Genomic DNA, 19,522 nt, shown 5'->3' with positions numbered 1-19,522 from the left:
CTTAGAGATCGTATTGCTTAATTTTTCGATATAAAGTTCTTTCGCTAATGCCTAATTCTGCAGCAGCTAATTTTCTTTTGCCGTTATGTCGTTCTAAAGATTTTTTAATTAACTCTAATTCCTTGTCGTGTAAAGATAAGGTTTCCTCTTCTTCAATTTCTTCAGCAAAATGATATTTATCTTCAACTGTTGCAGTTGTCTCTTCAATATTGTTTTGATGAGCAGGAATTGAAAGTACTTCTAAGTCTTCTATTGCTGCTTCAAAATCATCAATATTATCTTTTTCTTCTGTGGTCTCTCCATAAATTTTTTGGATGAGATGTTGATTGTCTTTTTGAACTTCGGCTGCGCTTCCAGTTTCCATGAGTTTCATGGTGAGCTTTTTGAGATCATTCAAATCACTCTTCATATCGAATAAAACTTTGTATAAAATTTCACGTTCGCTACTAAAATCACTGTCAGACTTTGTGCTGCTTACAATAGCAGGTAAATTACTGCTCGTTGTAGGAAGATAATGTTGAAGTGTAGGACCATTAATTGTTCTACTCTGTTCTAAAACAGAAACTTGCTCTGCTACGTTTCGTAACTGACGAATGTTACCATTCCATCTGTACTTAGTCAATAGATTTATAGCATCTTCTGTTAGTTTAACCGTTGGCATTTTATATTTTATAGCAAAGTCGCTTGCGAATTTTCTAAATAGTAGATGAATATCGTCTTTTCTCTCACGTAAGGGAGGTAAATTGATTTCAACTGTACTTAATCTGTAGTATAAATCTTCTCTAAACTTCTCTTTTTTGATGGCTTCAAACATATTAACGTTGGTTGCAGCCACGATTCGCACATTGGTCTTTTGAACTTTACTTGAGCCCACTTTGATAAATTCACCATTTTCTAAAACACGAAGCAATCTTACCTGTGTAGTTAATGGCAATTCGCCAACTTCATCTAAAAATATGGTTCCGCCGTCGGCGACTTCAAAATATCCAGAACGCGTTGCCGTAGCTCCAGTAAAGGCCCCTTTCTCATGTCCAAATAATTCACTATCTATTGTGCCTTCTGGTATAGCTCCACAGTTAACAGCAATATATTTACCGTGTTTTCTATGAGATAGTTGATGAATGATTTTTGGGATGCTTTCCTTACCAACACCACTTTCTCCAGTAACTAAAACCGAAATATCTGTAGGAGAGACTTGAATTGCCTTTTCTATTGAACGATTAAGTTTTGGATCGTTCCCAATAATGCCGAAGCGTTGTTTTGTAGCTTGAACAGATTCCATAATTAATTGATGTAGTTAAACCTTTCATTAAATTCAAAAGATAATTCTGGACCTAAATTATAGGCAATTTTTCGAGATTGTATTCTTCCAGCTGAATTGTATTCTAAATCGAAATTAAAGGCATCACCATTAAATGTGGCACTTGTCCAATTGTTTGTAGATAAGAACTGAGCGATAAGTGTACCGATCTCATCTGAGTAATCATCCGCTAAAAAGCGAAGAAGGTAATTATCCTCATAAACCACCTTTAGTGGATTTGTTTGATTGTCAAATTGATAGATTACATTGTTGTTTGTTTCGCCAGTTGTAGTACTACTAGTTATATTCCCAATTGCGTTGTAGGCTATAGTTTCCTTAAGTATTAAGTTTCCATCATCAAAAGATTCCTTTTTAATAATACGGTTAGAACCATCTGTAGTAAATATTGTAGAAATTGTAGAGCCTTGTTCAGTTCTTGTTATGGTGTTTCCTTCATAGGCAAAATTATAGATGAAATCGTCCTCGTCATCTCCATAGTAATTGTAACTAATTTGAGAAATCCTTCCATTAGTATATGTAATTAAGGTTTCGTTGGTTGTTGTACCTGATGCGTTTACAGAAACATCACTTGTAATTTTACCAGAGCTATTACGAGTTAAAGTTTGATTCTCAGTTATAAATGGACTTCCGTTTGTAGATACGGCATTTGAGCTTGAAACAAATTTATTATTTGTAATCATTAAATCTGAATTTGTAACCGTCTCAAAAGGGGTTCCGAAAAAAGAAAAATTAATTTTCGTATCTAATTCGTACATATATAATCCTAAATCAGGATTTTCACTAGCACCTCCACCATTCATTAAGTCAGGGTCTAGGGGCTCGTTGTCACAAGATGTAACTAACGCAAGTGAAAATAAAAGGTATATGATTTTCTTCATAATTTAATTCAATTAATTGTTTTCAGAATAGCCAACAGCTTTTCCGATGAGTGTTGCGCTTGTACAATCTGTTATATGGACATTAACAAAATCTCCAACTTTATAGTGTTCTTTCGGGAATACAGCAACAGTATTATCTGAAGTTCTTCCCGACCACTCTAAATCCGATTTTTTTGATTCTTTTTCTATCAGTATTTCAACGGTTTTGTTGAGATGCTGACGTGTTCTTATTTCGCTATGTTTACGTTGTAGTTGAACAATATCGTTTAATCGACGTTTCTTGGTTTCCTCAGGAACATCGTCTTCCATTTTACGACCAGCTAATGTGCCAGGGCGTTCAGAATAGGTGAACATATATCCGAAATTGTACTTAACATATTCCATTAAGCTAAGCGTGTCTTGATGGTCTTGTTCGGTTTCAGTTGGGAAACCTGCAATTAAATCTTGACTAATAGAGCATTCAGGTATTAAACGACGAATATTATCAATGATTGAAAAATATTCTTCTCTTGTATGTAAACGATTCATTTCTTTTAAAATACGATCGCTTCCACTTTGCACAGGTAAGTGGATGTGCTTACAAATATTATTGTATTTCGCCATGGTTTCTATAACATCTATAGTAAAATCTTGTGGATTAGAAGTAGAAAAACGAATACGCATTTTAGGTTGTGCTTTAGCACATAACTCTAAAAGGTTAGCGAAATTGACTGCAGTTGCCTTTTGTAAGTCTGAAGCTTTATCAAAATCTTTCTTTAAGCCTCCGCCATACCAAAGGTAGCTATCGACGTTTTGACCTAAAAGCGTAATTTCTTTAAATCCTTTAGACCATAAATCGTTTACTTCTTCAACTATACTTTGTGGATCCCTGCTACGCTCTCTTCCTCGTGTAAATGGAACAACACAGAACGTACACATATTATCACAACCTCTTGTAATAGATACAAAAGCTGTAACACCATTGCTGTTTAATCTTACGGGCGAAATATCGCCATAAGTTTCTTCTTTAGAAAGTATAACGTTAATAGCATCTCTACCTTCATCAACTTCCGCTAATAAGTTTGGTAAATCTTTATAAGCATCTGGGCCAACCACTAAATCTACAATCTTCTCTTCCTCTAAGAATTTAGTTTTAAGTCGTTCTGCCATACAGCCTAAAACACCCACTTTCATTTTTGGGTTAATTCGTTTTACCGCGTTATACTCTTGTAAGCGCTTTCTAACGGTTTGCTCTGCTTTATCTCTAATAGAACATGTATTTACCAAAACAAGGTCGGCTTCTTCCAATACTTTTGTAGTATTATAACCTTGATTAGATAATATGGAGGCTACAATTTCACTGTCGCTAAAATTCATAGCACAGCCATAACTTTCTATAAATAGTTTACGTTGGTTGCCTTCTTTGTTGTCGAGAACTAAAGTTTCTCCTTGTTTTGTTTCGTCTATAATTTTTTCCATCAGCTGTCTTGTATACCTTAAATCGTATTGAGCTTGCAAAGGTAATATTATTTTTATTGACTGTGACAAAGTGGCAGTTATATTTTAGTTAAGGTTGTGTTTTAATATTTAAGCTTGTTGGAAATCTGAGGTTCTTCAATATGTAAAAAGCTTGGTGTAAAAAAAAAGGAAGTTTTAATTATTCAACATGAATAGGTGTGTCTATTATTTAATCGAATGACGTTTGATAACCATTGTGGAATTGCTATACCTTGATAGATATGTGTTTTAATGAATTCTTATAAGACTGTAAATTTGATTCAAATGATAAGAAGTAATTTTATACTTTATTACTTTTAAAAGCAACCTTTTTTGCTATTCAACATCTATATATAAATGCATATTATGAAATCGATTAAACTATTAGGATTAATTCTTCTTTCTTTTACTCTATTAAATACACAATGTGAAGAGGATGATGTTTATGTAGCTTCTTGCGATTTAAGTGTTATAGTGGATAATGAAGTTTATAATACTATTGAGTCGGATGACTATACTTTAAACGATTATTATTTTATAGGTGATTGTTTAAAAATAATCATTGACGCTAGTGGTTGTGATACAAGTAATTGGGAAATGACACTAGTCGATTCTGAAAATATTGGAGAGTCTATACCACATCAACGCTTTTTGAAATTATCTGTAATAACAAATCAAGCTTGTCAAGTAGTATTTTCTAAGACCGTATCTTTTGATGTAAAATCGTTGAGGTTGCCAGGTGTAAATGAAGTGGTCTTAAATATTGAAGGATTTAATGAATCAATATTGTATTCCTATTAAATGAAAATTATTTTTTTTCAGTTTAAAGCCTTGCCAAGTGTGAGGCTTTTGCTATTTGATTCTGATTTAATTTGGGGTTAAAACGTTTGCTATTTGCGACGAAATTAGGATTGTAACTTTATTTTCATATACATTTGTAAACACAAAAAATGAAGAATGTCAAAGAATCTAGTTATTGTTGAGTCACCTGCTAAGGCTAAAACCATTGAGAAATTTTTAGGAAAAGATTATAAAGTAGCGTCCAGTTTTGGGCATATTGCAGATCTACCATCCAAAGAGTTGGGCGTGGATGTTGAAGGCGACTTTATGCCTAAGTATCAGGTTTCAAAAGACAAGAAGGATGTCGTAAAGAAATTAAAGGAATTAGCAAAGAAAGCAGATGTTGTTTGGTTAGCGAGTGATGAAGATCGCGAGGGTGAGGCCATAGCATGGCACTTAGCTGAAACTTTAAAATTAGATAAAGAAAAAACAAAGCGTATTGTTTTCCACGAGATTACAAAGAGCGCTATACAAAAGGCTATTGCTAATCCAAGAAGTATTGATTATAACTTGGTGGATGCGCAGCAGGCCAGACGTGTTTTAGATCGTATTGTAGGATACGAATTGTCTCCGGTTTTATGGAGAAAAGTTAAGGGCGGATTATCTGCAGGTAGAGTACAGTCTGTTTCGGTTCGTTTAATTGTAGAACGTGAAAGAGAAATTCAAGAGTTTAACTCTACGGCGTCTTATAGAGTAGATGCAGAATTTACTACATATGATGGTCGTTCATTCAAAGCTAAATTGCCAAAGAATTTTGATTCGGAAGAGGAAGCTCTACAATTTTTAAAGAATAATATAGGAGCAACCTATAATGTTTCAGACTTACAAAAGAAGCCGGCAAAAAAATCTCCAGCAGCACCATTTACCACGTCAACTCTTCAGCAAGAAGCGGCGCGTAAATTAGGTTACTCTGTGAGTAGAACAATGAGTAATGCTCAGCGTTTATATGAAGCAGGTCTTATAACATATATGAGAACAGATAGTGTAAATCTATCTGATGAAGCTAAAAAAGGAGCAGAGAACGAAATTGTTTCGGCCTATGGAGCTGAATATAGTAAACCTCGTAACTATAAAGGTAAGACTAAAGGTGCACAAGAAGCTCACGAAGCGATACGTCCAACAGATTTTTCAAATCATACTGTAAGCGTCGAGCGTGATCAAGTGCGTTTATATGACTTAATTTGGAAACGTGCGATTGCGTCACAAATGAGTGATGCTAAATTAGAACGTACCAATCTTAAGGTGGAAATTAATTCTAGCAAACCAGTTAGTGAACAATTTACAGCTAATGGTGAGATTATAACTTTTGAAGGGTTTCTAAAAGTTTATTTAGAAGGCACGGATGATGAAGATACAGAACAAGAAGGGATTTTACCAGATTTAAAAATTGGTGAAGAACTTCAGAATAAATACATCACGGCAACACAGCGTTTCGCAAGACCACCTGCAAGATTTACCGAAGCATCTTTAGTTAAACAGCTAGAAGAATTAGGAATTGGTCGTCCATCGACTTATGCGCCAACAATTTCTACGATTCAAAATAGAAATTATATTGAAAAAGGAACTAATGAAGGAGACGAAAGAGCGTACAAGCAATTAGTTTTTGAAGGACAAGAAATAAAAGACAAAACGCTTTCTGAAAAAGTGGGTTCAAACAAGGGGAAATTAGTCCCTACAGATATTGGAATTATTGTAACTGATTTCTTAGTGAATCACTTTGGAAGTATTTTGGACTATAATTTTACAGCGAAAGTTGAAGATCGTTTTGATGATATAGCAGAAGGTAAAGAAGATTGGCGTGTAATGATGAAAGACTTTTATAAAGGTTTTCATCCGCAGGTTGAAGATGTTCAAGAGAACGCAGAGCGCGAATCAGGTGAGCGTATATTAGGTGTAGATCCAAAATCGGGACGTCAGGTGAGCGTGCGATTAGGGAAATTTGGACCAATGGTTCAAGTTGGAACAGTGGACGATGAAGACAAACCTAAATTTGCAAGTTTATCTCCAGATCAACAGTTAAATTCAATTACTTTTGAGGAAGCCATGGATTTGTTCAAACTTCCAAAAGCATTAGGACATTATAATGAGGAAGAAGTTGAAGTGAATAATGGACGTTTTGGACCTTATGTAAGGTATGGTGACAAATTTGTTTCGCTTCCAAAAGGTGTTGACCCTTTAAGTGTAGAATATGATGAAGCAGTTATATACATTAAGGAGAAAGAAAAAGCTGACGCTCCTATATATATGTATAAGGATTTAGAAGTTACAAAAGGAAAGGGGCGATTTGGACCATTTATCAAATGGAACGGTATGTTCATTAATGTGAACAAGAAGTACGATTGGGATAACTTATCAGAAGAAGATATTATTACGCTTATTGAAGAAAAGATTCAAAAAGAAATAGATAAGGTTATTCACAATTGGGAAGATGAAGGTATTCGAGTAGAGAAGGCAAGATGGGGAAGACACAATATCATCAAAGGCAAGCAGAAAGTAGAGTTAGCGAAAACGGTAGATGTGACTGAAATGACCTTAGAAGATGCGAAGGAAATTTTAGAAAAGAATGCGCCTAAGAAGAAGGCCACAAAAAAGAAGACGGCGACAAAATCCGCTACTAAGAAAACAGCAACCAAGAAAACTGCTGTGAAAAAGAAAACAACGACCAAAAAGAAGTAATTGAGTATGAATTTTAATTTCCTTACTCCTGTATCAGATAAGGTTTTAGCTCATAATGAACTAACGGCAGAACAAGCGTTAGGCAAAAAAATTAAAGTCCATTCGCGTCAAAATGGAATTCCTGATTTGGAAGGTGTGCAAATGGCCATCATTGGAGTATTGGAAAATAGAAACGACGTGAATTTCTATGGTGAAAGGTTAAACTTTGACACTATTAGAAATACATTGTACACATTATTTCCAGGAAATTGGCATAGAACATTAGCTGATCTTGGAGATATAGAGCCAGGAGAAACTGTGGAGGATACTTATTTCGCTTTAAGAACTTCAATCTCTGTATTAGTAGAGCAAAACATTATACCTATTATATTAGGAGGAAGTCAAGACTTAACATACGCTAATTATCGTGCATATGACTCTCTGTTACCAATGGTAAATGTTGTGAGTGTAGATACTAATTTTGATTTAGGTGATGCTAATCTACCAATTAAAAATAATAGTTATGTTGGTAAAATTATTATAGAAGAGCCTTATAATCTATTTAATTACTCTACTATTGGGTATCAAACCTATTTTAACTCTCAAGAAGAAATAGATCTTATCGAAAAACTTCATTTTGAAGCTTATAGGTTAGGAGAAATATCAGGAGAAATTAGTAACGTTGAGCCTTTGATGAGAGATGCTCATATTGTATCAGTAGATCTTAAGTCTATACGAGCTTCAGAAGTTAGTGTGAACCAAAAATATTCACCAAATGGATTCTCGGGTAAGGAGATTTGTGCTATAAGTAGATATGCTGGTATAAGTAATAAGGTGTCGTCATTTGGAATATATGAATATCATAATTCAAAGAATGATAATGCAACAGCCATGTTAATTGCTCAAATGATATGGTATTTTATTGAAGGGGTTAATTGTCGAGTGAAAGATGATGACTTTCATGATGAAAACTATTATCAGAAATATAATGTTCTTGTTGAAGACGATGAACTTATATTTTTTAAAAGCTTGAAAACTGGTAGATGGTGGATAGAAATTCCTTTTTTACCAAACGTTAATAATAAATTAAAAAAGCATACGTTATTACCTTGCATGCATTCCGATTACGTGCACGCAACTCAAGGTGAAATACCAGAGAGATGGTATAAAGCTTATCGGAAGAATAGCTTCTAAATTTGACGTTTAATCGATATTTAACATTTTTTTAGTCGATGAAATGCTTATTTTTAGGATGAAGTGTAAAAAAAATAAGAAAAAAGTTGTTTATTCGAAATTATATAAATATGTTTACGACCTTAAAATAATTAAGGACTAATTTAACCTCGAGTTACTATGAATATTAAAAAGTTTATTTTACTAACCGCAGTACTAGTTTTGGTAGCCAGTTGTAATTCTGGAGACCGTGGACAATTGGTAGGTGTTAAAGGTAAAAAATGGCATCCAGAGAAGCCCTACGGGATGACATTAGTGCCTGGCGGAGCCTTTATTATGGGTAAATCTGACGACGATTTAGCTGGAGTGCAAGATGCACCAACTAAAACTGCTACTGTGCGTGCATTTTATATGGATGAAACAGAAATTACAAACAGTGAATATAGACAGTTTGTAAACTGGGTAAGAGATTCTACTCTTAGATTAAAATTAGCTGAAATGGCTGATTTAGAAGGTAAGACTCCTGGTAATGGTGATATTGGTGAATTTGCTTATGTAGATTCTGATCCAGAAAACCTAAACGCTTATGAAACTTATATGGTGAATACCTATGGTAATGAGCAAAGAAAAATTAATCGTGACGCGAAATTAATTTTCGACACGGATGACTATCCAGATGAGTTATATGCTGAGGTTATGGATGGTATGTACTTACCACTAGAAGAGTCTTATAACGGACAACGTACGTGGGATGTTAAGCAATTTAAATTCCAGTATACATATATGGATATCCAAAAGGCAGCTAAAAATAGAGGTTTAAAGCGTTCTGAGGTTATCGTACAACAAGAAGTTGAGGTTTATCCAGATACTACGGCTTGGATTAGAGATTTTGCATACTCTTATAATGAGCCAATGCACAACGATTACTTTTGGCATGATGCCTATGGAAATTATCCAGTAGTGGGTGTGTCTTGGAAGCAAGCTCAAGCCTTCTGTCAATGGAGAACTTTATATCACAATGCTGATAGAAAGAAAAGAGGTAGACATGCTGTGAATGCATACAGATTACCTTCTGAGGCGGAATGGGAATACGCTGCTCGAGGCGGTCTTCAAGGTGCAACATATCCTTGGGGTGGTCCTTACACTAAAAACGATAGGGGTTGTTTTATGGCAAACTTTAAACCATTACGTGGGGATTACGCAGCAGATCAAGCTTTATATACTGTAGAGGCAGATGCATATGATCCAAACGATTTTAACTTGTACAACATGGCAGGTAACGTATCGGAATGGGTAAATGGTTCTTACGATCCTGCATCTTATGAATATGCTTCATCAATTAACCCTAATGTTAACGATCCTAATAATTCACGTAAAGTGGTAAGAGGAGGATCTTGGAAAGATGTCGCGTATTTCTTACAAGTAAGCTCTAGAGATTACGAATACGCTGATTCAGCAAGGAGCTACATCGGATTTAGAACAGTTCAGGACTATATGGGTACTGAAGTGACTAGACTAAACTCAGCAACTAACTAATTAAACTTAACTTTAACCAAATATTAATCCAAAATCGAGCTTAAACTAACCAGGCTCATTTGAAAAACTAAATTTAAACATCATGGCAAAAAAGAAATTATCAACAATGAATATGGTCTATGGACTAGGAGCTGCAATCGTAATTCTAGGAGCTTTATTCAAAATTCAACACTGGCCGTATGGATCCCTTATCCTTACTATAGGTATGATTGTTGAAGCACTAGTATTTACTGTATCAGCTTTTGAGAAGCAAGGTGATGACTTTGACTGGTCTTTGGTATACCCTGAATTAGCAGGAGGCCAATCTCAAGGAAATAGAAAACAAAAATTAGTAGAAGAGCCTAAAGATGCTGAAGGTTTATTATCTAAGAAATTAGACAACTTATTAAAAGAAGCTAAAATCGATGGTGAGCTTATGGCAAGTTTAGGTGCTAGTATCAAAAATTTCGAAGGTGCAGCAAAAGGAATCTCTCCAGCAGTTGATTCTATGGCAGCTCAGAAAAAATATAGTGAAGAAATGTCTTTAGCGGCAGCTCAAATGGAGTCATTAAATAGCCTTTACAAAGTACAAGTAGAAAGCGCTAATCGTCAAGCAGCTATTAATGAAGAAGCAGTTGAAAACGCTACAAAATTAAAAGAACAAATGAAGTCTTTAGCGTCTAACCTTTCATCTTTAAATGGTGTTTATGGTGGTATGCTTTCTGCAATGAACAAAAACTAATTAGTTTTTATTATCGAATGAATAAATTAACTTTTAAAACTAATTAGAAAATGGCAGCAGGAAAACTATCCGCAAGGCAACGAATGATTAACTTAATGTACTTGGTATTTATTGCTATGATGGCAATGAATATGTCAAAAGAAGTACTATCCGCTTTCGGATTAATGGAAGCAAAATTTGCCGATGCTAACGTAGCTACAGCAAATAGAAATGAGGCGATGCTCACTGACCTTAAAAGTAAAAGTGAAGAGAAGCCAGAACAATTTAAAGTACCAGCAGCAAGAGCACAACAAGTGCAAATTGCTTCAGATAAATTTTATAGATATATAGAAACTTTAAAGACCGATCTTGTAAAAGCAGGAGGGTACGAAGAAGCTTTAGCAGAGAATAACTTTGAAGCAATGGATAAAACTGATATCCTTGATGAAGCTTGGTTTACGGGAGACCGTTTAACTAAGAAAGGTGAAGAAGTTATGGCTCAAATTAAATCTTATAAGGAAGAAATCAAAAAGATCTTAGCTACTGACGAAAGTTATAGAGGTGAAAGTGAAACTTTTGAAAATACGTTTAGCACTAAACCAGTTGCAAACCAAGATGGTAAAGAAATCGATTGGTTAAGCTATAACTTCCAAGGTTACCCAGCAATTGCGTCTTATACAAAATTGACGGCATTACAAAATGATGTTAAAGTAACTGAGGCTAATTTATATAACCTTTTCTTAGGTAATACTTTATCTGAAGCTACAACACTTAATAACTATAAAGCTATTGTATTAGCTGATAAATCGGCATTCTTTGCAGGTGAAAAGTTCCAAGGACGTGTTGTTATTGGTAAATATGCAAACGTACCACCAGTTAAACTAGTAGTACAAGGAGAAGAAGTTGATTTATCAAAAGCTATTGATTCTTCAGGAGCGGCAACATTAGATTTTAATGTTGGTAATGTTGGAGAGCACAAGATTTCAGGACAGTTTACTTTTATTGAAAATGGTGAGGAATTACCTATTCCAATTGAAGCTAACTATGTGGTTGTACCTAGACCAAACTCTGCTACAATTTCTGCAGATAAGATGAACGTTGTTTATCGTGGTGTTGCAAACCCAATGACTATTTCTTTTGCTGGTGTACCAGATAATAAAGTAAATGCTTCTGGTGCTGGTTTATCTAAGACTTCAGGTATTGGTAAATATGTAATGAATCCAGGATCTGGGAAAGAAGTTACAATTAATGTAACTGCGACTTTAGATGACGGAACAAAAGTTGGAGATAAACAAACATTCAGAATTAAAGATATTCCAAAGCCAACAGGTACTATTGCTGGACAAGATGGAATGGCTAGATTACCAAAGCGTAACTTAGAGATAGGTACCGTAGGGGCTAAACTAGATGACTTTGTATTTGATTTACCAATTTATGTAACATCATTCAAAGTAAAAGTTCCTGGTCAACCAACAGTTTCTGTTACAGGTACTAAAATGAATGCGCAAGCAAAAGCGGCTATCGGTAGAGCACGTGCAGGAGATGTGATTTCAATCTTTGATATTAAAGCTAAAATCCAAGGGAATACGAGCTATAATTTAAAAGGTGTTGCTCCTATTGCAGTAGAGGTATCTAACTAATTAATAATAATAAAAACAGTTTAGACGATCTCATTTAAAACGAAATCCCAAATTAAAATACACTATAAGATGAATTTAAAAAGCTTTTTATGTATAGGAATAGGTGTTTTAGCCGCAAATACAATGTTTGCACAGGCTAATATCCTAAATGCCAAAATACCAGAAGAAATTGGTATGAAAACCGAAGCGCAGTTACTTCTAGATAACGACAAGCCTTTAGAATATGGATATGTCGGAGATAGAGATATCTTATTTTCAAAAATGACTTGGGAAAAAATCGTTTTAAACGAACGTGCTAACTTTCCTTTATATTTTCCTATCGAAGAAAACTTAGGGGATGATAGAAAATCATTATATAGAGTCCTTTTGGATAATATAAATAATGGATCAATTCCAAAAGTTTATGCCGATTCTTACTTTACAGAAGAGCGTACTATGAAAGATCTCGCACCTACTTTAAAGAAGGAAGAGATTATGGATGCTGGAATAGAGTGGATGAACCAACAAGGGGTTACAGACCAATCTTTGGTTCCTGAAGAGTACGTAATTCGTAGAGAAATAGGCGCAGCTGATATTAGTTCTTATTTGGTGAAGGGATTATGGTATTTTGATAAACGCCAAGGCGAATTAAAGTATCGTATCTTAGGTATTGCACCTGCAGCACCAGATGTTAACTTTATCGATTCTGATGACGAGGCTAACAAAGAACCAATCGGATTATTTTGGGTATTCTTTCCTGAAATAAGAGATATTCTTCATGATGCTAAAGCTTTTAATAATAAAAATAGTGCTGTTCCTTTATCTTTTGATCACTTGTTAAACAGTAGACGCTTTAGTGGTGTTATCTACAAAGAAGAAAATGTTTACGGTGACAGAGAAGTAAAAGAATACGTAGCTGAAAACGCATTAATGCAATTATTAGAATCTGAACGTATCAAGGAAAAGATTAGAAACTTTGAACAAGATATGTGGAGCTACTAAAAGTAGAATTCACATAAAATATATAAACGCTCACTTTTAAGTGGGCGTTTTTATTTTGCTGTCTTTTTATCCTATGTTCTAAGTTTTTCAAGACTTAGATTTATTTACTTTTGTACTTATGAAAGAAGTTGATTATATAATTGTTGGTTGTGGTTTAGCGAGTATTGCCTTTTGTGAGCAATTAAGAGCGAATAATAAATCGTTTGTAGTATTCGATGATAATTCACAAAAGTCGTCCGTTGTAGCCGCAGGTTTGTATAATCCCGTCATTTTAAAACGCTTTTCAGAAGTATGGAAAGCTAAGGAACAGTTAGAAGTGGCATTGCCACTATATGCTCAAATTGAAAAGGATTTAAATATTAAAATTGATTATAAGCTTCAAATTTTAAGACGGTTTGCATCAATTGAAGAACAGAATTTATGGTTTAATGCTATGGACAAACCTAGCTTAGAACCGTATTTGTCTTCAAAACTTATAAAAGAATTAAACGATAAGGTAGATGCACCTTTTGGGTTTGGTGAGGTGCTTCATGCAGGTCGATTAGATACAGAAACCTTAATTCATTATTATAAGAAATTTCTAGAACAAAATCACAGTTTAAAAGAGGTTGAATTTAATTACGATTTGCTTCAAATTAATACGGAATACATTCAGTATGTTAAGCTAAAAGCAAAACAAATTATTTTTTCAGAAGGATTTGGTGTGAAAAAGAACCCCTATTTTAAGGATATTCCTCTTAATGGTACTAAAGGCGAGGTTTTAACTATTAGCGCTCCAGACTTAAAAATAGACTATGCTATTAAGTCTTCCGTTTTTATTATTCCTTTAGGTAACGATTTATATACGGTTGGATCTACATACAATTGGAACGATAAAACCAATACACCCACAGAAGCTGGTAAAGAAGAACTACTTTCTAAATTAAAAACTTTTATAAAGTGTCCGGTTGAAGTAGTTAATCATACAGCGGCCATAAGACCTACTGTAAAAGATAGAAGACCCTTAGTGGGTAGACATCCTAAACATTCAAACCTATATGTGTTCAACGGATTAGGAACAAGAGGTGTAATGATAGCACCGTACGTGGCTAAAAAGCTATTTCAATACATAGAAAACGATATCGAATTAGACTCCGAAATTGATATTGAAAGATTTAACTAGTTAAGAGCTTTCCGAAAAATTCTTGTTAAAAATCCTATTTCTTTACAAGCGTCTTATCATAATGAAGAAAGAGGTTAATCCAGATGTTTCTAGATAATCTCATGATAATTGGCATTAAAGCTATAAGCGTTAATATAATAACAATAAAAGCCGTTGTTAAAGATGAATCAAATATAGAGTGACTGATTACAAAAGCAGTTACTGCGAAGGCAACACCAACAGCATAACTAACATACATGGAGCCGTAAAAAAAGGAAGGTTCAATCCTATACTTAGTGTTGCAGTGAGAGCATCTTTCGTTAATCTTAAGCGTATCGCTTAATACATATGGGTTCTTATTTGAATACATAGATTCTTGATGACATTTTGGACAAGCTCCAAAAAGAATACTATAAAGTTTCATTCCTTTTCTAATCATAACTAAAACCTTTACTTTTGCCTTTTTAAAACAGTGCAAAGATAAAATATATATTACGAAGCCCTGTAACAATTGTAACTCAATTCGCAATTGTAATATCCAATAACACTTATGCTAAACATACACAATCTATCCATATCATTTCAAGGAGAGTATCTTTTTGAGGAAATCACATTTAAACTTGGTCTTGGTGATCGTATTGGTTTAATTGGTAAAAATGGTGCTGGTAAATCCACCATGCTAAGAATCCTTTCTAAAGAACAAGAGCCAGACACAGGACAAATCGCTGCAGATAAGGAACTAAAAATAGGATTCTTAAAACAAGATATCGATTTTGTATTTGGTAGAACAGTGTTAGAGGAGTCTTATGAAGCATTTGGTGAAATTAAAGAATGTGAAGCTAAGCTCGAAAAAATAAATACACAACTCGCTGAGCGTACCGATTATGAAAGTGAATCTTATAATCAATTAATGATTGATTTAAATGATATTCAGCATCAATATGAAATTTTAGGGGGTTATAATTATCAAGGTGAAACGGAAAAGATTCTTCAAGGTTTAGGTTTCAAACGTGAAGATTTTAATAAACTTACGGACACATTTTCTGGAGGGTGGAGAATGCGTATTGAATTAGCAAAACTTTTACTTCAAAATAACGATTTATTGTTATTAGATGAGCCTACTAACCACTTAGATATAGAATCTATTATTTGGTTAGAAAACTTTTTGAAGGGTTATAGTGGGGCTGTAGTTATAGTTTCTCACGATAAGATGTTTTTAGATAACGTCACCAACCGTACTATTGAAATTTCTTTAGGTCGAATTTATGATTATAATAAGCCTTATAGTCAATTTTTGGTATTGCGTGAAGAGATGAAAATTCAACAATTGGCGGCTCAAAAGAATCAAGAAAAACAGATTCAACAAACAGAAAAGCTAATTGAAAAGTTTAGAGCAAAAGCATCAAAAGCCACAATGGCTCAATCGCTCATTAAAAAATTGGATCGAATTGATAGAATTGAAGTTGATGAAGATGATAATAGTGTGATGTCTTTAAACTTTCCAGTTTCTATAACACCAGGAAAGGTAGTTGTAGAACTAGAAAACGTTTCTAAGAGATATGGGGATTTGCAAGTCCTTCATAATGTAAACTTAACAGTTCCTAGAGATATTAAAACGGCATTTGTTGGTCAGAATGGTCAAGGAAAATCTACGTTAGCCAAAATAATTTTTGGTGAATTAAAACATGAAGGAAAATTAACTTTAGGACACAATGTGCAAATAGGTTATTTCGCGCAAAATCAAGCTGAGTATTTAGACGGAAATAAAACCGTTTTAGACACCATGATTGATGCCGCTAATGAAACCAATAGGAGTAAGGTAAGGGACATACTAGGCTCCTTTTTATTCAGGGGAGAAGAGGCCGAAAAATATGTCAGGGTACTTTCAGGTGGTGAACGTAATCGATTGGCTTTAGCAAAACTGTTACTTCAACCATTGAACGTTCTTGTCATGGATGAGCCAACCAACCACTTGGATATTAAATCAAAAAACGTGCTTAAAGAAGCGCTTAAGAAATTTGAAGGAACTTTAATACTAGTGTCTCATGATAGAGACTTTCTTCAAGGATTAACGGATACTGTTTACGAGTTTAAAGATCAAAATATCAAGGAATATTTAGGTGATATCGACTTTTACTTAGAACAACGTAATCTCGAAAACTTAAGAGAAGCCGAAAAACGGACAGTTATTGCAGATAAACCCAAAGAAAGCAATAAACAGAGCTACGAAGATCAGAAAAAATTAAAATCCCTTAATAATAAGTTGAGTAATATTGAATCAAAAATAAGTCAACTTGAAAAGGATATAAAAGCTGACGATTTGAAGCTAGAAACGGACTATGATAAAACAGCTTCGGATCCGAAGTTCTTTGATGCTTATCAGAAGAAAAAGAAAAGCTTAGAAGACTTAATGGCCGACTGGGAAGACGTGCAAGAACAATTAGATTTAATTTCATAAGATGATAGAGCATTTTTTTCAATGTCCTTATTGTTGGGAACAAATCTCAATGTTAATTGATGTATCTCAAAATCATCAAAGTTATATTGAGGATTGTGAAACTTGCTGTAAGCCTATAAAAATAATAGTTCAACTAGAGCATCAAGAAATTATTAGTTTTCAGGCTGAGAATATAGAACAATAGTCTTAATAATTTTTTAAGAGCGTGTAGTTCGTCGAAAATTATTGCATTTTGTAGAATTAGGTGTTATATTCGTACTGATATTCAGACCCTCAGAAAACTACAATAATTATGAAGACTATAAAACTGACACTATTATTTTGTTTAATATCAGTGTTTTCCTTTGCCGATATTTCTCAAGACCAGAAAGCCGCACTTGTAGATTTATATAATTCAACAGATGGGGATTCATGGAATAATTCATGGGACTTAAATAAACCAATATCAAAATGGTATGGTCTAACTATAGAAGGTGATAAGGTCGTTGGGATAAACTTGAGCTTTAATGGCTTAAAAGGAACTCTTCCAGAATCAATCTCAAAATTGAACTATTTAAAAGTTCTTAATCTAGCTTTTAACAAGTTGGAAGGTGAAATACCGAAGTCGTTATTTACTATGACGAATCTAGAAGAGTTGAGACTCTTCTCTAATACTTTTAGTGGAGTCATATCTTCAGACATTGGAAATCTATCAAATTTAAAAGTTTTAGAATTATATAATAATTATTTTTCAGGTGAGATTCCTGAAAATATAAGTCAGCTAACAAAGTTGGAAAACTTGATGTTGAGTAGTAATAACTTAATAGGTAGGCTACCTTTAAACATTGCACAGTTAAAATCTTTAAAAGTTTTAAGTGTATTTGATAATAACTTAATAGGAACTATTCCGTCTTCTATTGGTGAGCTTCGAAACTTAGAAGAGTTAGTATTATCTAATAACGCTTTTTATGGAAGTATTCCAAATGAATTAGTGCAGTTAACTAATTTAAAGACCTTGTTGCTCAGTGAGAATCAGTTTAAAGGTAATTTTGCTGAATTAAGGGATAAGCTACCTAATATTGTAAATTTCGATTTAGATGAAGTTAACAGAAAAGGTTCGTTGGCAACTTTAGATGAAGAAGAAGTTGATAATTAAAATTCCTCTTATCTAGTCCTTCTTAATATAATTTATCGTTTTTATACAATAAACCAACAGTATCCCTACTTAGGCTATTAAGGCCTTTCAATGGGGTCACTTTGAGTTATAAGATTAAGATTGCTTTTATCCTGAAAATAATAGTTAAATTAGCTAATAGAATCTATTGAAGCATGTTTAAAAACGCTCAATTAAGGTGATTATTTTTTTTATTTTAATATTTTTTTACTTAATATTTGATATTTTAAAAAAAAGTATTATCTTTGCAGTCCTAAAATGATTGAGTCGGCATTATGAACCGAAAGTTAAAAGCTAAGAAAATCATTTTAATTTGAAATCGCGGGATAGAGCAGTAGGTAGCTCGTCGGGCTCATAACCCGAAGGTCACAGGTTCGAGTCCTGTTCCCGCTACTAAATTGAATCACTTCAAAAACAACGGTTTGGCTTTCGCTAAACCGTTTTTTTATGCATACGATTTTTGATTATCTTGCACAAGAATTGCAAAATGAATACGAAAGTGAATACGATTTAACCTTGAAAAAAAACTTTTCTGCCCCTAAAATTTACTCTGCCAACGGTGACCTCAGGAAAAGGTGGTATGTCTATTTTTCTTATCGAGACCCTGAATCAGGAAAACTCAAACGTCAGACTCCAATTTATGCTAATGCTAATAAGTTTAAGACAAAAGAAGACAGGCTTTCTGTTTTAGTAACTTATAGAAAAACATTACTTAAACTTCTTAATAAAGGATACAGTCCCTATTCAGATAACAAAGAAATATTATCGAATATTAACGATAATAAAAGCCAAACACCACCTTCAAATAATCAAAGTTTGCCTAAAGAGGTAGAACAAATACAAGAGCCAGTTATGACCTACGAGGAAGCTTTTGATTTTGGTTTGAAACAAAAGGAGAAGTTTATATATGCAACGACCAAAAGAAGTTTTGAAAACAGGTTAAAAAACTTTAAGAAATGGGTTAAGGAAACGCATCCAAATGTTGTTGGAATTGATGAAATAAATAAAAAACTTATTTCACACTTTTTAAGTGATATATTGGAAAGGACAAGTCCTCGCAATAGAAATAATTCTAGAGCAGATTTAAGTAGTATCATGCAAGTATTATTTGACAATGATATTGTAAAAGCAAATGTTATAAAGCAGATACCAGTTTTAAAAGCAATTGCACAAAGAAATAAAACTTATACTTAGGATAAACAAGAAGAAATTTTTGAATATTTAGAAAAAGAGGATACCAATTTACTACTGTTCATTAAATTTATTTCATATAATTTTCTAAGACCAATTGATGTATGTAGGCTCAAAGTGGGAGATATAGATTTAAAGACTAAAACGGTAAAGTTTAAAGCGAAGAATAGTCCTATGAAGACTAAAATTATTCCAGATTTATTAATCAAGGAATTACCAGATCTTTCTAAATGTATTATACTGATATAGGTTGACTCTTTTTTGTTATTGTTTACACGTTCAAAAGATTTTTTTTAAGCCGTTTAGAAGGCAAAAAAATAGTTTGAACTAGGTCTATTTTTAAATCTTAAGCTCAGGTAAATTTACCTTATTTTTTCGA

At 33.6% G+C, this 19,522-nt stretch carries 16 protein-coding genes and 1 tRNA gene; 13 read left to right on the top strand and 4 right to left on the bottom strand.

Annotation, left to right across the window (positions count from 1 at the left end; genetic code table 11):
* Position 1 precedes the first annotated feature (1 nt).
* From DFQ11_RS00085 to miaB, 3 genes are read right to left on the bottom strand one after another with little or no spacing between them, the layout of a single operon-like run.
* Positions 2 to 1,282 carry a sigma-54 interaction domain-containing protein gene (locus DFQ11_RS00085; RefSeq protein WP_110473610.1) on the bottom strand — a complete coding sequence of 427 codons (1,281 nt, stop codon included), beginning with the start codon at positions 1,280 to 1,282 and terminating at the stop codon, positions 2 to 4.
* 2 nt (positions 1,283 to 1,284) lie between these two features.
* Positions 1,285 to 2,199 (bottom strand): hypothetical protein, encoded by a 915-nt coding sequence (locus DFQ11_RS00080; RefSeq protein ID WP_146221484.1) that lies wholly within the window; start codon positions 2,197 to 2,199, stop codon positions 1,285 to 1,287.
* 12 nt (positions 2,200 to 2,211) lie between these two features.
* Entirely contained in the window at positions 2,212 to 3,657 is a 1,446-nt protein-coding gene (gene miaB / locus DFQ11_RS00075) for a tRNA (N6-isopentenyl adenosine(37)-C2)-methylthiotransferase MiaB (RefSeq protein WP_110473608.1), read from the bottom strand.
* A 384-nt stretch (positions 3,658 to 4,041) separates the two neighbouring features.
* On the opposite strand from miaB, the gene DFQ11_RS00070 reads away from it, so the two are divergent.
* The 8 genes from DFQ11_RS00070 to DFQ11_RS00035 all read left to right on the top strand — a co-directional run bounded on the left by DFQ11_RS00070 (position 4,042) and on the right by DFQ11_RS00035 (position 14,362).
* Positions 4,042 to 4,476 carry a hypothetical protein gene (locus DFQ11_RS00070; protein WP_146221483.1) on the top strand — a complete coding sequence of 145 codons (435 nt, stop codon included), beginning with the start codon at positions 4,042 to 4,044 and terminating at the stop codon, positions 4,474 to 4,476.
* A gap of 156 nt (positions 4,477 to 4,632) precedes the next feature.
* The gene (gene topA, locus DFQ11_RS00065) at positions 4,633 to 7,191 is read left to right on the top strand and encodes a type I DNA topoisomerase (RefSeq protein ID WP_110473606.1); all 2,559 of its coding nucleotides are present in this window, start codon (positions 4,633 to 4,635) and stop codon (positions 7,189 to 7,191) included.
* 6 nt (positions 7,192 to 7,197) lie between these two features.
* Positions 7,198 to 8,364, top strand: coding sequence for a formimidoylglutamase (locus tag DFQ11_RS00060; protein WP_110473605.1), 1,167 nt, complete (start codon positions 7,198 to 7,200; stop codon positions 8,362 to 8,364).
* 165 nt (positions 8,365 to 8,529) lie between these two features.
* Positions 8,530 to 9,879, top strand: a complete 1,350-nt coding sequence (porK, locus tag DFQ11_RS00055) for a T9SS ring complex lipoprotein PorK/GldK (protein ID WP_444545818.1) — start codon at positions 8,530 to 8,532, stop codon at positions 9,877 to 9,879.
* Positions 9,880 to 9,961: 82 nt separating this feature from the next.
* Complete coding sequence (porL, locus tag DFQ11_RS00050) at positions 9,962 to 10,600, top strand: type IX secretion system motor protein PorL/GldL (RefSeq protein ID WP_110473603.1); 639 nt, start codon at positions 9,962 to 9,964, stop codon at positions 10,598 to 10,600.
* Positions 10,601 to 10,650: 50 nt separating this feature from the next.
* Positions 10,651 to 12,219, top strand: coding sequence for a type IX secretion system motor protein PorM/GldM (gene porM, locus DFQ11_RS00045; protein WP_110473602.1), 1,569 nt, complete (start codon positions 10,651 to 10,653; stop codon positions 12,217 to 12,219).
* A 69-nt stretch (positions 12,220 to 12,288) separates the two neighbouring features.
* A complete protein-coding gene (gene porN, locus DFQ11_RS00040) occupies positions 12,289 to 13,200 on the top strand; it encodes a type IX secretion system ring subunit PorN/GldN (RefSeq protein WP_110473601.1) in 912 nt (303 codons plus the stop codon).
* Between the two features lie 118 nt (positions 13,201 to 13,318).
* Positions 13,319 to 14,362 (top strand): NAD(P)/FAD-dependent oxidoreductase, encoded by a 1,044-nt coding sequence (locus DFQ11_RS00035; RefSeq protein ID WP_110473600.1) that lies wholly within the window; start codon positions 13,319 to 13,321, stop codon positions 14,360 to 14,362.
* Positions 14,363 to 14,396: 34 nt separating this feature from the next.
* On the opposite strand, the gene DFQ11_RS00030 is transcribed toward DFQ11_RS00035, so the two are convergent.
* Positions 14,397 to 14,780, bottom strand: coding sequence for a DUF983 domain-containing protein (locus DFQ11_RS00030; protein WP_110473599.1), 384 nt, complete (start codon positions 14,778 to 14,780; stop codon positions 14,397 to 14,399).
* 111 nt (positions 14,781 to 14,891) lie between these two features.
* Between DFQ11_RS00030 and DFQ11_RS00025 the strand changes: the two genes are divergently transcribed.
* The 5 genes from DFQ11_RS00025 to DFQ11_RS00005 all read left to right on the top strand — a co-directional run bounded on the left by DFQ11_RS00025 (position 14,892) and on the right by DFQ11_RS00005 (position 19,146).
* On the top strand, positions 14,892 to 16,799 hold the full coding sequence (locus DFQ11_RS00025; RefSeq protein ID WP_110473598.1) for an ABC-F family ATP-binding cassette domain-containing protein: 1,908 nt from the start codon (positions 14,892 to 14,894) through the stop codon (positions 16,797 to 16,799).
* Between the two features lies 1 nt (position 16,800).
* Positions 16,801 to 16,983 carry a CPXCG motif-containing cysteine-rich protein gene (locus DFQ11_RS00020; protein WP_110473597.1) on the top strand — a complete coding sequence of 61 codons (183 nt, stop codon included), beginning with the start codon at positions 16,801 to 16,803 and terminating at the stop codon, positions 16,981 to 16,983.
* 108 nt (positions 16,984 to 17,091) lie between these two features.
* Positions 17,092 to 17,934 carry a leucine-rich repeat domain-containing protein gene (locus DFQ11_RS00015; RefSeq protein WP_110473596.1) on the top strand — a complete coding sequence of 281 codons (843 nt, stop codon included), beginning with the start codon at positions 17,092 to 17,094 and terminating at the stop codon, positions 17,932 to 17,934.
* A gap of 338 nt (positions 17,935 to 18,272) precedes the next feature.
* Positions 18,273 to 18,345: transfer RNA gene (locus tag DFQ11_RS00010), tRNA-Met, on the top strand.
* 54 nt (positions 18,346 to 18,399) lie between these two features.
* Complete coding sequence (locus DFQ11_RS00005) at positions 18,400 to 19,146, top strand: hypothetical protein (RefSeq protein ID WP_110473595.1); 747 nt, start codon at positions 18,400 to 18,402, stop codon at positions 19,144 to 19,146.
* The last annotated feature ends 376 nt before the right edge of the window (positions 19,147 to 19,522 follow it).

Origin of the sequence: Winogradskyella epiphytica (assembly GCF_003217215.1) — a bacterium.
Taxonomy (GTDB): domain Bacteria; phylum Bacteroidota; class Bacteroidia; order Flavobacteriales; family Flavobacteriaceae; genus Winogradskyella; species Winogradskyella epiphytica.
The sequence above is the reverse complement of the archived record's forward strand: the minus strand, read 5'-3'. Positions and strand labels throughout refer to the sequence as shown.

Bases quoted from the DNA above. Each gene is read 5' to 3' on its own strand.
- DFQ11_RS00085 (WP_110473610.1), bottom strand. From the start codon at position 1,282: ATGGAATCTGTTCAAGCTACAAAACAACGCTTCGGCATTATTGGGAAC.
- DFQ11_RS00080 (WP_146221484.1), bottom strand. From the start codon at position 2,199: ATGAAGAAAATCATATACCTTTTATTTTCACTTGCGTTAGTTACATCT.
- miaB (WP_110473608.1), bottom strand. From the start codon at position 3,657: ATGGAAAAAATTATAGACGAAACAAAACAAGGAGAAACTTTAGTTCTC.
- DFQ11_RS00070 (WP_146221483.1), top strand. From the start codon at position 4,042: ATGAAATCGATTAAACTATTAGGATTAATTCTTCTTTCTTTTACTCTA.
- topA (WP_110473606.1), top strand. From the start codon at position 4,633: ATGTCAAAGAATCTAGTTATTGTTGAGTCACCTGCTAAGGCTAAAACC.
- DFQ11_RS00060 (WP_110473605.1), top strand. From the start codon at position 7,198: ATGAATTTTAATTTCCTTACTCCTGTATCAGATAAGGTTTTAGCTCAT.
- porL (WP_110473603.1), top strand. From the start codon at position 9,962: ATGGCAAAAAAGAAATTATCAACAATGAATATGGTCTATGGACTAGGA.
- porM (WP_110473602.1), top strand. From the start codon at position 10,651: ATGGCAGCAGGAAAACTATCCGCAAGGCAACGAATGATTAACTTAATG.
- porN (WP_110473601.1), top strand. From the start codon at position 12,289: ATGAATTTAAAAAGCTTTTTATGTATAGGAATAGGTGTTTTAGCCGCA.
- DFQ11_RS00035 (WP_110473600.1), top strand. From the start codon at position 13,319: ATGAAAGAAGTTGATTATATAATTGTTGGTTGTGGTTTAGCGAGTATT.
- DFQ11_RS00030 (WP_110473599.1), bottom strand. From the start codon at position 14,780: ATGATTAGAAAAGGAATGAAACTTTATAGTATTCTTTTTGGAGCTTGT.
- DFQ11_RS00025 (WP_110473598.1), top strand. From the start codon at position 14,892: ATGCTAAACATACACAATCTATCCATATCATTTCAAGGAGAGTATCTT.
- DFQ11_RS00020 (WP_110473597.1), top strand. From the start codon at position 16,801: ATGATAGAGCATTTTTTTCAATGTCCTTATTGTTGGGAACAAATCTCA.
- DFQ11_RS00015 (WP_110473596.1), top strand. From the start codon at position 17,092: ATGAAGACTATAAAACTGACACTATTATTTTGTTTAATATCAGTGTTT.
- DFQ11_RS00005 (WP_110473595.1), top strand. From the start codon at position 18,400: ATGCATACGATTTTTGATTATCTTGCACAAGAATTGCAAAATGAATAC.